The sequence below is a fragment of the Nocardiopsis valliformis DSM 45023 genome, from assembly GCF_000340985.1.
GTDB classification, from domain to species: domain Bacteria; phylum Actinomycetota; class Actinomycetes; order Streptosporangiales; family Streptosporangiaceae; genus Nocardiopsis; species Nocardiopsis exhalans.
Window position 1 is genome coordinate 1 of record NZ_ANAZ01000042.1, and the last position, 13,261, is coordinate 13,261.

Here is a 13,261-nt window from a genome sequence, read left to right on the forward strand (position 1 = left end):
ACCAGCTGGTTCCGTCTGCTCTTCCGTGGAAGGCTTTTTTCTTCTGCGTTTCGGCCGCTTTCACGACCGTTCCACCGCGCTAGCGGCAGAGACGCTGTGTTGTGTCTTTACTTTATCAGGCGTTCCGCGCCCCGCCAAATCGGCGGTTTGTGTGAACCAGATCGGGGTAAAGCCCGTTGTGCTTTTCCCAGTCTAGCGTTTCCTCGGCGGTGTTTTTACCGCGTTGTTTTCGCTGGGCTGTTTGAAGCAACTCCCCGAGCTTACATGCCCCGAGCACTACTCGGATCATTTTGCTTCGAAGAGGATGTCTGTGATCGCGGCACGGTGCTGAGCCAGAACCTCAGCAGGCCCTGCTCGCCGTCCCGCAGCGACTCTTACGACTATAGGCAGCTCATCGACAGACGTCAAGTCGGGACCCGGATCGGGCGCCATCTCGGCGATCCGGGCCTCGGTCGCCCCTGATCGGGCGGCTTCTCAAGGCCCTGACGTGCGCGGTCCTCACACCAGGATCGCGTCGTTACGTCGGCAGTTGTCAGACATCGACCATCTTGCCCGGATCATGCCAAGACCAAACCCCAGCTTGAGCGAACATCTATGACCACCCTTGATGACCGCCCCAGTCACAAAGGGCGACCCGGTGGAGGCCACCTACAGGTGGACAGGGAGTCGGCCGAAAACACCCAAGGGCCGACCCCTCGGGAGGGGCCGGCCCTTGGCCTGTTCCGTCAGCACACGCCTCTGTCAGCACGTGCTCGGTCAGCGTGACGTCATGGCACCATCACGTCATCCGTCATTGGTCGGCGCTAGCCCTTGAGGACGACCCCACCGATATTGCGCTTGCCCTTGCGGAGTACGACGAAGCGGTCTGCGAGCATGTCGTCCGCGCTGAGCTTGGCCTCGACGTCGGTGACCTTCACGTTGTTCACGTAGGCGCCGCCCTCCTGGATGGCGCGACGGGCCGCCGACTTGCTCGGGGTCAGACCGCTCTGTGCGAACAGGTCGATGATGAGCAGTTCGCCGACCGGACCCTCGACCTCGGCCTTGGGCACCTCGGCCAGGGCCGCGTCCAGGGTGCGACCGTCCAGCTCGGACAGGTCGGCACGGCCGAACAGCGCCAGGCTGGCGTCCTTGACCTTGCGGGTCTCCGCCTCGCCGTGGACCAGCGTCGTCAGCGTCTCTGCCAGCGTGCGCTGCGCGGCACGCGCCTGCGGCCGCTCCTTCGTCTGCTGCTCGAGGTCTTCGATCTCCTCACGTGAGAGGAAGCTGAACACCTTGAGGTAGCGGATGACGTCGCGGTCGTCGGCGTTGAACCAGAACTGGTAGAAGGCGTACGGCGAGGTGAGCTCGGGGTCAAGCCAGACCGTGCCGGTCTCGGTCTTACCGAACTTGGTGCCGTCGGCCTTCGTCAGCAGGTTCGTGGTCAAGGCATGCGCCTGGCCGTGCGGTTCGTTGCCGTCCATCCGGCGGACCAAGTCCAGGCCAGCGGTGATGTTGCCCCACTGGTCGGAGCCGCCGGTCTGGAGCGTGCAGCCGTAGCGCCGGTAGAGCTCGACGTAGTCGTAGGACTGCAGGAGCACATAACTGAACTCGGTGTAGCTCATGCCCTCGCCGTCGAGACGGCTCTTGACCGTCTCGCGGGCCAGCATCTGGTTGATGCTGAAGTGCTTGCCGACGTCGCGGAGCAGCTCGATCGCGTTGATCCCGCCCAGCCAGTCGCCGTTGTTGGCGAGGATGGCGTCGGTGGGGCCTGCCTGTTCACCCTCGGGGGTGAAGCGCAGGAAGGCCGAGAGCTGCCCAGCCAGGTTGTCCACCCAGCCCCGTACCGTCTCCACCGAGTTCATCTGACGCTCGGCGCTGGGCTTGGGGTCACCGATGAGACCCGTGCCACCGCCGACGAGGGCGATGGGACGGTGCCCGGCCTGCTGGAAGCGGGCCAAGGTGAGGGCCTGGGTGAGGTGGCCGACGTGCAGGCTGCCCGCGGTCGGGTCGAACCCGCAATAGAGGGTGATCGGACCATCGGCCAGCGCCTTGCGAAGTGCGTCAAGGTCGGTCGTCTGCGCGATCAGGCCGCGCCACTGGAGTTCGTCGATGATGTCGATCACTGTGTGGCTCTCTGTTGTGTAGGCGGGCCCTTCGGCCCGATCTGCCTAGCAGTGTAGGTCGGGTACACACGTGGGTCACCCGGTTTTCCCTCACACGGCAACGCTATCGGCTGCACGTCACTCCAGTTCACGCGACCTCCCGAGCCCCGGTTCCCGACCTCGGAGCGAGAACCCTTGACCAACAAAGCTAACGCCATTAGCTTTAAGGCTATACCCATGAGCCTACTGACGCGGGCCAGGCACGCTACGCACCTAGCGCACACAACGGACGCCACAGGCTCAACGGACGAGGGAGCACCGCCATGCACCACCTTCAGCGCCCCGAGGGGCGTATCGCCTACGACCTCTACGGGGCCGAGAACACCGGAACACTGGTGGTCTGCGTGCCCGGCATGTTCGACCACCGCGCCTCCTTCCGCTTCGTGGGCACCGCTCTCGCCGCCGCCGGGTACCGCGTGGCCGCCATGGACCTGCGCGGGCACGGGGACAGCGACATCACCTTCAGCGATCACACCGACCTCGCCGCGGCGACCGACGCGATCGCCTTAGCCGAGGAGCTGAACCAGGAGCTGGCCGACGCGAGGATCGTGATGGCGGGCAACTCGTTGGGCGCCGGAGCGGTGACCATCGCCGCCCTCGACCGTCCCGACCTGGTCGCCGGAATCGCCCTGCTCGGTCCCTTCCTGCGGGCCCCGGAGTCCGGCTGGGCGAAGCGGGCCCTACTCAAGGTCCTGCTCGCCCGCCCCTGGGCGCCCCGGGCGCTGACGCTCTTCTACGACAAGCTCCACGCCGGACGGACCCCCCAAGGGCACGCCGAGCAGCTGGACCGGGTGCTCCGGATGCTCCGCCCCGTTGACCGTTACCGGGCGATCCGGGAGACCATCAACGGCCCGAAGGTGTCGGAGGAGCGGGTCCAGGGGGCCGAGCCTCCCGTAGCCGAGGCCGTGGTGATCATGGGCGAGCAGGATCCGGACTGGCCGGATCCCCGGGCCGAGGCCGCCTGGGTGGCCTCGGTGGTGGAGGGCCGCGTGGTCATGGTCCCCGAGTGCGGCCACTACCCGCAGTCGCAGCGTCCCGACGTGGTGGTGCCCGCCCTGATCGACCTCGCAGAGAGGGTGAACGCCGGTGCCTAGGGTCGGCCTCACCCCCGCTCTGATCGCGGCCGAGGCCGCCGCGATCAGCGACGAACGGGGTTTCGACGAGCTGTCCCTGGCCGCGGTCGCCAAACGCTTCGGGGTCGCGCCGCCGAGCCTGTACAAGCACGTCGACGGACTGGCCGGGCTGCGCCGGGAGGTGTCCCTGCTCACCGTGACCGAACTGGGCGACCGGCTCCAGAGCGCCGCGGTCGGGCTCTCCGGGCCCGAGGCGGTCCGCGCGCTCTTCACCGCCTACCGGAACTACGCGCACGAGCACCCTGGCGGCTACACCGCGACTCAGCGGGCGCCCGACCCGTCGGACACCGAGGCCTCGAAGATCTACGCCCGACCCGTCCAGGTGATTGCGGCGGTGCTGCGCGGCTTCGACATCCCCGAGGACCAGATGGTCCACACGATCCGCGCGCTGCGCAGCGCCGTGCACGGGTTCATCGACCTGGAGGCCCAGGGCGGGTTCAGGATGCCCGAGAACATCGACGAGAGCTACGACGTACTGGTGGAGGGCTTCATCCGCGCCCTAGAGCGCTGGCCCGCGAGTGCCACCGGACGCGCCGCTGACCACACCACACACGAGGGAGAGAACTGATGTTGGCCGGACACTTCGGGGTGGCCGGGATCGTCAAGGCGTGGCGACCCGGGATCCCCATGGCGGCGCTGCTGGTCGCCACCCAGTTACCTGACCTGGTCTTCGTACCCCTGAGCCTGGCCGGGGTGGAGACCATGGAAACCGCCGAACCCGGACTATCCGGGTACGGCTCCCTGCTCATCACAGCCGAATACTCGCACTCACTGGTCGGGAACCTCCTTCTCGCCTTCCTGGTGGGACTACTCGTGCACTACTTCCTGAGGGAGCGGTGGGGGCGTGACGCCGGTCTGGTCCTGGGCTCGGTGGTGTTCAGCCACTGGTTCCTCGACCTGCTGGTGCACCGCTCGGACCTGCCGATCCTCCCGGGGGACGCGGGCGCGTTCCCCCTGCTCGGCCTGGGGCTTTGGGAGAACCCCGCGGCGACCGCCGTGGTCGAGGGCGCGCTGGTCCTGGCCGGTGTCGTGCTCTACACCTGGCGCACCCTGCGCGACCAGCCCCGCCCGGTGCGGGCCTGGTCCTACAGCGCCGGGATCGCGCTGCTGCTGGTGGGTTCCTTCGTGCTCGACCTCCTGGGCTGAGGCTTGTGGCCAGGCAGGTCTGACCGCGGGCGGTGTTACGGACCGGCCGTGTGATGGGCCAAGCTTGAGGGACCCGGACCGGACGACCCGCCCGTCACGGGAGGCAAGAAAGTGTTGGAGTTCCCCTATGGCCAAAAAACCCTCCGCCAACCGCCCGGGCCGAACCGGCAAGGGCGGTAAGAGCGGTAAGCCCGCCTCCAGGTTGGCCGCGATCGCCGGTACGGTCATCGGTCTCCTGGTGATCGCCGCCTTCGCACTGCAGCAGCTGGGGGTGATCGAACTGGAGGTCGGCGACCCCGCCGCCGCGCCGCAGGGCTCCCCCGGCAGCGCCTCCTCCTCCGACGTCGAACAGGCCAGACAGCAGCTGGAGGAGCTGACGATCGAGGAGGAGCACGACCCTCCCGGTTACGACCGCGCGCTCTTCCCGCACTGGGACAGAGGGGTGGAGGGCAACTGCACCACCCGCCAGGTCGTGCTGCTTCGCGACGGCGAGGACGTGGAGACCGACGACAACTGCCAGCCGGTGTCCGGTTCCTGGTACAGCGCCTTCGACGGTGAGACCTTCACTGACGCGCAGGACATCGATATCGACCACATGGTCGCCCTGAAGGAAGGGTGGCGGTCGGGCGCCCACGCCTGGTCGACCGAGGAGCGCCAGCGGTTCGCGAACGACCTCGACTCCTCCCAGCTGTGGGCGGTGAGCGCCTCGAGCAACCGCTCCAAGGGTGACGCGGACCCGGCGAACTGGCTGCCGCCGCTGGAGTCCTCCCACTGCGACTACGTGGTCTCCTGGATCGAGGTCAAGCACGTGTGGAACCTGAGCGCGGACCCGGAGGAGGAGGCCGCGCTGCGCGAGGTCCTCGACGGCTGCTGATCCCTGCCGCCCCGTGCTTCACGGGCCGGGCCGACCTTCTCCCGTGTGGTCGGCCCGGCCCGCGGTCTTTCCGCGGTCCGATCCGTTCTCGCAGTCCCCGACCTGTACCGGCATCGGCCCTGCCTCACGGGCCTCGGCCTACGCCGGGTTCTCCGGGCTGATCCCCCTCGCAGTGGCGAGCAGCTCCTCCTCGCCGAGGAGGCCTGAGGCGTCGCGGACCTCGACGGCGACCCCCGGGCCCGGGGTCCAGAAGGCCTCGGTCTCCCCGTACAGGCCTTCGGTGCCGTTGTTGTCGAAGTCCCTCAGGTGCCAGGTGTCCGGATCGCGCTCGTGGTAGTGAGTGAGGAAATCGCGGACCGCGGCCAGGTCGGTGAGCTTCTCCCCCCGCAGCACCAGGACCTGCAGTACCACCTGGAATCCACCGCCCTCCTTGGCCTGCTCCCAGAACCGGGCGGTGAAGGCGACGTCCTCCCACTCGTAGTCGGAGTCCAGGGTCGAGGCCTGTGCACCGACCTGGGCGGGTAGGTGTCCGATGGTGAATCCGTCCAAGGGTCCTCCTTGAGGGCCGACGGCGGGCACTGCCGCCGTGAGAACGAGTGCGAGCGCGGTGGCGAGGGCCGCCGCGGCCCACCTGGTCAGGGGCATGGTCACCTCCACCGGTGACCACGGGACCGTCCCGAAGCACCGGTTCTTCCATGCTCCGCTAGGACGGCGACCAGTACCAGAGTGTGCCCGAACCTGTGGATAACTCCGTTCCGACACACCCTGGGCTGGTCGATGCCCCTTTCGGCGATCGCCCCGGCCGGTGCCCGGATCAGTAGCCGCTGCCGTTGCAGATGTGGTTGTCGTACAGGAACTCGGCGATCGCCAAGGAGGAGGTCGCCGCGGGCGAGGGTGCGTTGCGCACGCACACCACCCGGCCGTGGGTGTCCACGTGGAAGTCGTCCAGGAGGCCGCCGTCGCGGCCCAGGGCCTGGGCGCGGACCCCGGCGGGAGCGGGGCGCAGGTCGGCGGTGGTGAGTTCGGGGAGCAGACGGCGGGCCTGAGCGGCGAAGACCGCGCGGGAGGCCGACACCAGGGTCTCCCGGGCGCCGACGGACCAGTGCTTGCGGGCCAACCGCCAGAACCCGGGCCAGGCCAGGGTCTGGGCGAGTTCGCGGGCGCGCAGGTCGCGTGCGCGGTAGCCCTCCCGGGCCAGGGCCAGGATGGCGTTGGGTCCGGCCATGACCTCGCCGTGGACATGGCGGGTCAGGTGCACGCCCAGGAAGGGGTAGCGGGGGTCTGGGACGGGGTAGAGGAGGCCGCGCACGAGGTCGCGGCGTTCGGGGACGAGCTCGTGGTAGCGGCCGCGGAAGGGGACGACTCGGGGGTCAGCGGCGCCGCCGGCCATACGGGCGAGCTGGTCGCTCTGGAGTCCGCCGCACAGGACCAGCCGGTCGAACCGGTGGATGACCCGCTCCCCCTTGGGGTCACCGGTGAGGACCTCGGTGCCGTCGTGGTCCTGGCGGAGGTCGATGACGGGGGTGTTGAGCAGGACGCGGCCGCCGGAGCGGCGCACGTCGTCGGCGATCTGCTCAGCGACCCCGACAAAGTCGGTGATGGCGGTGGTGGGCGAGTGCAGGGCGGCAATGCCCGCCGCGTGGGGTTCGATCTCGCGCAGGCCCTCGGGACCCAGGCGGGTGACGCCGGGGACGCCGTTCTCCTTGGCTCTGCGCTCGATGTCGTCGAGGCGGGCCTCGTCCTCGGGGTTCACCGCGACGAGGAGCTTGCCCGCCTCCTCGTAGGGCAGGCCGTTCTCCGCGCAGTAATCCCTGAGCAGCCCGATGCCCCTGCGACAGAGGGTGGCCTTGAGAGATCCGGGCCGGTAGTAGAGCCCGGCGTGGACGACGCCGCTGTTATGGCCGGTCTGGTGCGCGGCGACCCGGTTCTCCTTCTCCAGGACGGTGACCCGGGTGCCAGGACGGTGGAGGGTGATGTGGCGGGCCACGGCCAAACCGACGATCCCCGCTCCGATGATGCCGATGTGTTCGGTGCTGCGCATGGGCGCACGCTAGCAACCCGCTGGCCGACCGCCGGGGTGAGGGTCCCGGAGTCATCGTCGAAGGGGAGCCTCACCTGCGGCCCGTAGTCACAGGGAGCGGAGTCCGACGAGGACCGCGTGCAGTATGTCCTCGCGCCCCAGGGGCCGGGAGGGGCCGCAGCGCTGGAGTGAGCCGTCGGAGACCATGTCGGCGACCATCGCGCGGACCTGCCCCATGGGGAGCCCGACCTCCGCGGCGAGTTCGGCCACGGTCCGGGCCCGCAGTGCGTGGTTGAGGATGGTCTCCCGTTCGGGGCGCAACCACTCGTGGCGGCCGGGGGTACGGGCGGCCATGACGAGGGTCAGCAGGTCGAGGTCGGTGGTTCTGGTGGTGGGTGGCACGGCCGCCGCGGTTCCGGCGTCGACGGCGTAGGGGCGCAGGAACCTCTCGTTCTCCGCGTCCTCTCCTCCGTCGACGGGTCTGGCTTCGTTCCCGTCGGTGCGGTTGGCCGTGCCACGGTCCGTCAGGCGACGGGCGTGGCGGCCCTCAGCGCTCACTGTGTCCTCCTCTGGGCGGTGTCGGGAAAGCTGTGGTGTCGGGTGTGGCGGGGCCGAAGGGCTCGGGTTCCCCGAAGGGTTCCTGCGCTGTGAAGGGCTCCTGTCCCCCGAAGGAGACCTGCCCGCCGGAGGGTCCGTACGGCCCTTGGGGTCCGGAGGCGCCGATCTGGTACTGCGGGCCGCTCGGATGCTGGTGGCCGTTCGGCGGCTGATGGCCGCCGGAGGCCTGCGGTCCGCTCCGTGCCCGGGGATCGGTGGGGACCGGGGTCCCCTGGGGGCCGGAGTGCCCGTACGGTCCCGGTGCGCCCTGCGGCCCCGACGGGTACGTCGGTCCCGGCTGCCCGGGCCCCGAAGGCACCGTCCCCTGGGGGTTCAGGTGGCCGAGTACCCCCGGGAAGGAGGGCACCCCGACGGGAGCTCCGTTGACCGCGGCCGGGTTGTCCGCGGGCTCCAGCAGGCTGTCCGGGATGAGCGCGGTGGCCAGGGTCCCCCCGTAGGGCGAGGGGTGCAGCCACACACGGATGCCGTGCCGTTCTGCCAGGCGGGCCACGACGAACAGGCCCAGACGGGGGTCGTCGGGCAGGGCCATCACATCGAACTCCGGTGGCCGGGTGAGCGTGCGCTCGGCGGCCGCGTACCCCTGTTCGGACATGCCCAGGCCGCGGTCCTCGATCTCCACGACCAGACCCCCGCCCACCGGGGTGCAGCCGACGTCCACGGGGGTCCCGGCGGGTGAGAACTGGGTGGCGTTCTCCACCAGTTCGGCGAGGAGGTGGACGACGTCCGCCACGACCTGGCCGTGCATGAGTACCCGGGGCGCGGAGGTGAGCCGGACCCGGTCGAAGTCCTCGGTCTCGGCGATGGCGGCGCGCAGCACGTCCACGAGCGGCCGGGGCTGGCGCCAGCGGCGGGCGGACTGGCCGCCGCCCAGGATGATGAGGTTGTCGGCGTAGCGGCGGGCCCGGGTGGCCAGGTGGTCCAGGCGAAAGAGCCGCCGCAGGGCCTCGGGGTCCTGCTCGTTGTACTCGATCTCGTCGAGCAGGCGCAGTTGGCGCTGGACCAGGGTCTGGTTGCGGAAGGCGATCCCGAGAAAGGCGCGGTTGGCGCCGCGGCGGATCTCGGCCTGCCGGACGGCCGCCTCCACCGCGGTGATCTGGGCGCTGTCGAAGGCCTCGGCGACCTGGCCAATCTCGTCGTCACCCATCTCGTCCAGGGCCGGGAGTTCGTCCACGACGTCGACCTTGTTGCCCCGTTGGGCGCGATCGATGATCTCGGGCAGGTCGGCGTCCCGGTCCAGGATCTGTTCGCGCAGGCCGGTGAGGCGTTCGGAGAGTCGGCGTGAGGAGCGGCTCACCAGGGCGATGGCGACCACCCCGCCGATCAGGGTGACGGCCGCGGCGGCGACCCCGAGGGCGACCCTCAGCAGGGCGGCGCTCCAGGCCAGGTCCACGGTGCGCGCGGTCTGGGCCTCCGCGATGCCGTCCAGGGCCAGGGCGGCGACGGACGAGGAAGCGTCCCAGGCGTCGGCCTCGACCTCGATGACGGAGTTCCACTCGGTCAGGGGTTCCTGTCCGGGGAGCGTGTCGTCGGCCTCGGCGACCGGGGGCCGGGTGACGACTCGGCGGCTGAGCGCTTCGGCGGTGGTCCAGAGATCCTCCTGGACCAGGGCTTCGTAGTCGGCGCGCACGCTGGGGTGCATCGCGTGGGTGACGGTGTCCAGGGTGGCGCGGTAGGAGGCGGTGAGGAAGGTGAAGTGGGCCGTCTCCTCGTAGGTCATCTTCCCTGCGGGGATGACCCCGGCGAGCAGGGCGTCGGCGGTCGCGTAGTCCTCGCGAGCGCCGAGAAGCTCCCTGGTAAGGACGGCGTCGGTGAGGTTCTCGCCGCCATCGGTGGTGTGCAGCAGCGCGGTGGCGGTGTCGGTGAGGGTGGACAGGAGGCCCCCGTAGCTGACCAGGGTCTCCTCACGGTTGGCGGTGCGGGCGTCGACCGCCGAGCGCAGGGGGGTCAGGATGTCCGGGGTTCCTGTCACCAGGGCGGCGTTACGGATCACCTCGTCGTCGCGGCCGTTCTGCAGCCGTTCGGCGAGGGTCACAGCCTCGGTCAGGGCCTCGTCCGTGCTCTGTCGCTGCTCCTCCAGCTCTCCGTGGAAGTTCGACTCGCCGGCACCGTCCTGGACCCCCAGGTGGACCATGGACAGGCGGCGCTCGGCCCGGAGTTCGGTCGCGGCCTGGGAGAGAACCTCGGTGCCTTCCTTGGCCTGGCTGACAGCGCCCATGAGCTGGGCGGCCTGGACGGTGCCGAGTGTGGCCACGATGAGCCAGAGCGCGAGGAAGCACAGGCTCGGGATGAGCACGATTCGGTTGAGCTGCCCGCGGATCGTCCGGGTGGACGCGTGAGTTCTTCGCATGGCCCCCTCCAGCCCGTGCGGGTGCCGCGGCGTCCTGGAGAGGTGCCCCGGCGGCTTTCGGTCCTGCCGAGGCTATCGAAAAATCATTGCCGTACGTTGTCAAACCATCACGACTAGTTATCCAACATCGTTGGATGATCGGCGCCGAGCGTGCTAGAGAGCGACCAAAACGGAACGAAAGAGCAGGTCAAACACGACCGGGGACTCCGGTCAACGCCGCAGGGCCGCCCGGAGATCCGAGCGGCCCTGCGTGAGAGTTCCTGAGGAAGAGGTCCTGGCGTGGCGTGTCGCGTTTCGCTGGAAGCCTCGTGTATCAGGTACGGCGTGTCGCGAGATGCCGCGGATTCAGGACTCCGGCCGGTGCCGGGAGCCCACCGGGGCGGGCAGCTCCTCCGCGGTGGGGGGCTGCTCCACACCGAGCGAGTTGAGCACCTCGGCGTAGCGCAGCGCGGCGATCTTGCCCAGGAGGCTGTCCGCCCCCAGGGACGCGCAGGCCCTGGCACCGAAGCGCTCGGCGAGGTCGGCCAGCTGATCGGCGGGCATCTCCGGACCCAGCGCGCTGGGCGCGATGACCGGGCGCTGGCAGCCTCCCTGGCGGAGCTGGGCCAGGACCTGCTCGAGCGAGGCCTCGTTCTCCAAGTCCGCGGGGAGCACAGTCAAGCCGAGCCGGGCCGCGAGCAGGACCGCGGTCACCCCGGCGGCGCCCACCGCGCCCTCACCACCCACGGCCCCCACCACGACGCCGTCGGCCATCGTGGTGTTGCGGGCGGTCACACTGATCAGGCGCATGCGGTCGGCGCGCACGTACCCGGCCTCGGCCAGGCGCAGGTGCAGTACTTCGGCCAGCATCGGGTGCGGGCCCAGGCCCTCGGTGACGCGGACGTCGGCCCCGGCCTTGGCCACAGCCGCCCCGATCGCGGCGCTGGTGGCCGCGTGCGGGGCGGTGACCAGCGGGACCACGACCCCGGCGAGCGGGCGTTCGTCGGACTTCTCCAGGCCGGTCAGGGCCTCGTCGAGGCTCTGTTCCTGGCCCTGGGTGTGTCCGAACCGGATGGTGACCTCGGGGCGGTAGGCCCGGACGAGATCGGCCATTCGGGCACCGATCAACTCACCGTCGGCGTCCCTGGCCTGTTCAGCCGTGCCCGGGACCGCCATGATCAGGGCGGGGGTACCGAACCAGTTGTCGAAGGACAGCGGGTTGCGGTGGCGTCCGGAACGCCGCTTGGGCAGTTCGCGTGGGGGAAGTCGGTCAGAGTTTCGCATACCAGGATTCAGACGAGAGGTGGATGGGTGCGCTGTCAAAGCGGGTGGTCACTGCCGCGACATTGTAGCGTTCAACACCACATTCACGGGCGTTTCTCCTGAACGTATACCGGACCGACGCTGTTCCGAAGGGCGGGGCCAGGTCAGCCGCTCAGCGCCGGGCGTCGGCTGTTGATGACATGGGTGACTAGCCGGACGAGGACCTCCTTGGCGGATTCGCGTTCGCGGGCGTCCGCCATCAGCACGGGGACCTCGGGCGGGATGTCGAGGGCCTCGCGCACCTCCTCGATCCTGTACTCGGCGGCCCCTTCGAAGCGGTTGACCGCGACGACGAACGGCAGCCCCCGGCGCTCGAAGAAGTCCACCGCGTGGAAGCAGGTGTCCAGGCGCCGTGTGTCGGCCAGGACCACGGCCCCCAGGGCGCCCTCCACCAGTTCCTCCCACATGAACCAGAAGCGGTCCTGTCCCGGGGTGCCGAACAGGTACAGCACGATGTCCTCGTTGATGGTGATGCGGCCGAAGTCCAGCGCGACCGTGGTGGTGGTCTTGTTCTCCACTCCCCCGAGGTCGTCCACCCCCTGGCTGGCCTCGGTCATCACCTCCTCGGTGCTCAGCGGGGTGATCTCGCTGACAGAGGCCACCATCGTGGTCTTGCCCGCGCCGAACCCCCCGGCGACGATGATCTTGACGGCCTGGGGGATCGCCTCCGGCGCCTGACGCGCCTCCTGGGTTCCCGGCCGGATCTCAGAGTCTGCGGATGCCATCGAGTACCGCCTGAAGTACTTTCTTCTCGGGGAGCTGGGTCACGGGCGCCGTGGCCCGGGTATGAACGTCGCCCTCGGCCACGAGATCACCGAGGAGCACCTTGACCACCGTCAGCGGTATGTCCAGGCGCGCGGAGATCTCCGCCACCGATATGGGCCTGCGACACAGTGTCAGGATCGCTTGGAGTTCGGGATCGCGGGCGCGATCGGCGCGGTCGCGGGCGGCCATCACGATCGTGATCAGGTCCAGTCGGCGCCCCTCGTTACCGGGCCGGGTCCGTCCCCTAGTCATCGTGTAGGGCCGGACCAGCGGACCGGCCGGTGCGTCGCCCGGGTTGACCCCGGCGGAGGGCCCCTCGGAGGTGGGGTGTCCCCGCCCCCGGTGCCAGGTCGCAGGCGGGCGCCGGGCCGATCCGGGCTCCTGCCCGCTCCCCCGCCCCTCCCGCTCCTCGGCCAGGGACGCCACGCTCGACAGCGGTGCGCCGCGCTGGTTGGCCCTGCGCTGCTCTCCGGAGATGTTCACTAACTCCCGCCTCCCATGGCCGTCAGGTGTGCCGGGTGCCGGGGCGCCGCGGTGAGGAACTGGCCGACCCGCTTGACCCTCAGGTTCATCTCGTAGGCGACCAGACCGACGTCGGCGTCCTCCGTGGCCAGGACGGCCAGACAGGCACCGGCACCGGCCGCGGTGACGAACAGGTAGGAGTGCTCCATCTCCACCACGGTCTGGCGTACGTCGCCGCCGCCAAAGTGGCGACCGGTGCCCCGGGCCAGGCTCTGGAACGCCGAGGCCAGTGCGGACAGGTGTTCGGCATCCTCCGAAGCCAGTTCCCGGGAGCGGCCGAGCAGCAGTCCGTCGGCCGACAGAACGATCGCGTGGCTGGCCCCCACGACACGGTCGACCAGGTCGTCGAGGAGCCAGTCCAGGTTGTCCGCAGCCTTGCTCTTGCTCACCATC

Annotated in this window: 14 protein-coding genes; 5 read left to right on the forward strand and 9 right to left on the reverse strand. The window is 69.7% G+C overall.

The features are described from left to right. The coding region (locus D457_RS36800; protein ID WP_204367481.1) for a hypothetical protein at window positions 1-196 on the forward strand (196 nt) is incomplete at its 5' end. 607 nt (window positions 197-803) lie between these two features. On the opposite strand, the gene tyrS is transcribed toward D457_RS36800, so the two are convergent. After that, on the reverse strand, window positions 804-2,102 hold the full coding sequence (gene tyrS / locus D457_RS0127590; RefSeq protein WP_017583914.1) for a tyrosine--tRNA ligase: 1,299 nt from the start codon (window positions 2,100-2,102) through the stop codon (window positions 804-806). A gap of 302 nt (window positions 2,103-2,404) precedes the next feature. Here tyrS and D457_RS0127595 point away from each other — a divergent pair, with 302 nt between their 5' ends. From D457_RS0127595 to D457_RS0127610, 4 genes are all read left to right on the forward strand, one after another. Then, complete coding sequence (locus D457_RS0127595) at window positions 2,405-3,235, forward strand: alpha/beta fold hydrolase (protein WP_017583915.1); 831 nt, start codon at window positions 2,405-2,407, stop codon at window positions 3,233-3,235. Further along, the gene (locus D457_RS0127600) at window positions 3,228-3,842 is read left to right on the forward strand and encodes a TetR/AcrR family transcriptional regulator (RefSeq protein WP_017583916.1); all 615 of its coding nucleotides are present in this window, start codon (window positions 3,228-3,230) and stop codon (window positions 3,840-3,842) included. Before D457_RS0127595 ends, D457_RS0127600 begins: the two co-directional genes overlap by 8 nt. Further along, complete coding sequence (locus D457_RS0127605; protein ID WP_017583917.1) at window positions 3,842-4,420, forward strand: hypothetical protein; 579 nt, start codon at window positions 3,842-3,844, stop codon at window positions 4,418-4,420. The genes D457_RS0127600 and D457_RS0127605 overlap by 1 nt, the downstream gene beginning before the upstream one ends. Before the next feature lie 127 nt (window positions 4,421-4,547). Next, the gene (locus tag D457_RS0127610; RefSeq protein ID WP_017583918.1) at window positions 4,548-5,294 is read left to right on the forward strand and encodes an HNH endonuclease family protein; all 747 of its coding nucleotides are present in this window, start codon (window positions 4,548-4,550) and stop codon (window positions 5,292-5,294) included. Between the two features lie 138 nt (window positions 5,295-5,432). Here the strand turns inward: D457_RS0127610 and D457_RS0127615 are convergent, their stop codons facing one another. The 8 genes from D457_RS0127615 to D457_RS0127650 form a co-directional block, all read right to left on the reverse strand. Then, window positions 5,433-5,939, reverse strand: a complete 507-nt coding sequence (locus D457_RS0127615; protein ID WP_026117092.1) for a hypothetical protein — start codon at window positions 5,937-5,939, stop codon at window positions 5,433-5,435. A 169-nt stretch (window positions 5,940-6,108) separates the two neighbouring features. Beyond that, on the reverse strand, window positions 6,109-7,335 hold the full coding sequence (gene lhgO, locus D457_RS0127620) for an L-2-hydroxyglutarate oxidase (RefSeq protein WP_017583920.1): 1,227 nt from the start codon (window positions 7,333-7,335) through the stop codon (window positions 6,109-6,111). An 87-nt stretch (window positions 7,336-7,422) separates the two neighbouring features. After that, on the reverse strand, window positions 7,423-7,872 hold the full coding sequence (locus tag D457_RS0127625; protein ID WP_017583921.1) for a DUF742 domain-containing protein: 450 nt from the start codon (window positions 7,870-7,872) through the stop codon (window positions 7,423-7,425). Further along, on the reverse strand, window positions 7,862-10,279 hold the full coding sequence (locus tag D457_RS33590; RefSeq protein ID WP_083926884.1) for a nitrate- and nitrite sensing domain-containing protein: 2,418 nt from the start codon (window positions 10,277-10,279) through the stop codon (window positions 7,862-7,864). Before D457_RS33590 ends, D457_RS0127625 begins: the two co-directional genes overlap by 11 nt. A gap of 345 nt (window positions 10,280-10,624) precedes the next feature. Continuing rightward, entirely contained in the window at window positions 10,625-11,542 is a 918-nt protein-coding gene (locus D457_RS0127635) for a sirohydrochlorin chelatase (RefSeq protein ID WP_017583922.1), read from the reverse strand. Window positions 11,543-11,685: 143 nt separating this feature from the next. After that, complete coding sequence (locus tag D457_RS0127640; protein WP_017583923.1) at window positions 11,686-12,306, reverse strand: GTP-binding protein; 621 nt, start codon at window positions 12,304-12,306, stop codon at window positions 11,686-11,688. Then, window positions 12,287-12,829 carry a DUF742 domain-containing protein gene (locus tag D457_RS35130; protein ID WP_017583924.1) on the reverse strand — a complete coding sequence of 181 codons (543 nt, stop codon included), beginning with the start codon at window positions 12,827-12,829 and terminating at the stop codon, window positions 12,287-12,289. The genes D457_RS0127640 and D457_RS35130 overlap by 20 nt, the downstream gene beginning before the upstream one ends. Beyond that, entirely contained in the window at window positions 12,829-13,260 is a 432-nt protein-coding gene (locus D457_RS0127650) for a roadblock/LC7 domain-containing protein (RefSeq protein WP_017583925.1), read from the reverse strand. Before D457_RS0127650 ends, D457_RS35130 begins: the two co-directional genes overlap by 1 nt. Between the last annotated feature and the right edge of the window lies 1 nt (window position 13,261).

What these genes read in the sequence shown, in the direction of transcription:
- D457_RS0127595 (WP_017583915.1), top strand. Translation starts at nt 2,405, where the DNA reads ATGCACCACCTTCAGCGCCCCGAGGGGCGTATCGCCTACGACCTCTAC.
- D457_RS0127605 (WP_017583917.1), top strand. Translation starts at nt 3,842, where the DNA reads ATGTTGGCCGGACACTTCGGGGTGGCCGGGATCGTCAAGGCGTGGCGA.
- D457_RS0127610 (WP_017583918.1), top strand. Translation starts at nt 4,548, where the DNA reads ATGGCCAAAAAACCCTCCGCCAACCGCCCGGGCCGAACCGGCAAGGGC.
- D457_RS0127615 (WP_026117092.1), bottom strand. Translation starts at nt 5,939, where the DNA reads ATGCCCCTGACCAGGTGGGCCGCGGCGGCCCTCGCCACCGCGCTCGCA.
- lhgO (WP_017583920.1), bottom strand. Translation starts at nt 7,335, where the DNA reads ATGCGCAGCACCGAACACATCGGCATCATCGGAGCGGGGATCGTCGGT.
- D457_RS33590 (WP_083926884.1), bottom strand. Translation starts at nt 10,279, where the DNA reads ATGCGAAGAACTCACGCGTCCACCCGGACGATCCGCGGGCAGCTCAAC.
- D457_RS0127635 (WP_017583922.1), bottom strand. Translation starts at nt 11,542, where the DNA reads ATGCGAAACTCTGACCGACTTCCCCCACGCGAACTGCCCAAGCGGCGT.
- D457_RS0127640 (WP_017583923.1), bottom strand. Translation starts at nt 12,306, where the DNA reads ATGGCATCCGCAGACTCTGAGATCCGGCCGGGAACCCAGGAGGCGCGT.
- D457_RS0127650 (WP_017583925.1), bottom strand. Translation starts at nt 13,260, where the DNA reads ATGGTGAGCAAGAGCAAGGCTGCGGACAACCTGGACTGGCTCCTCGAC.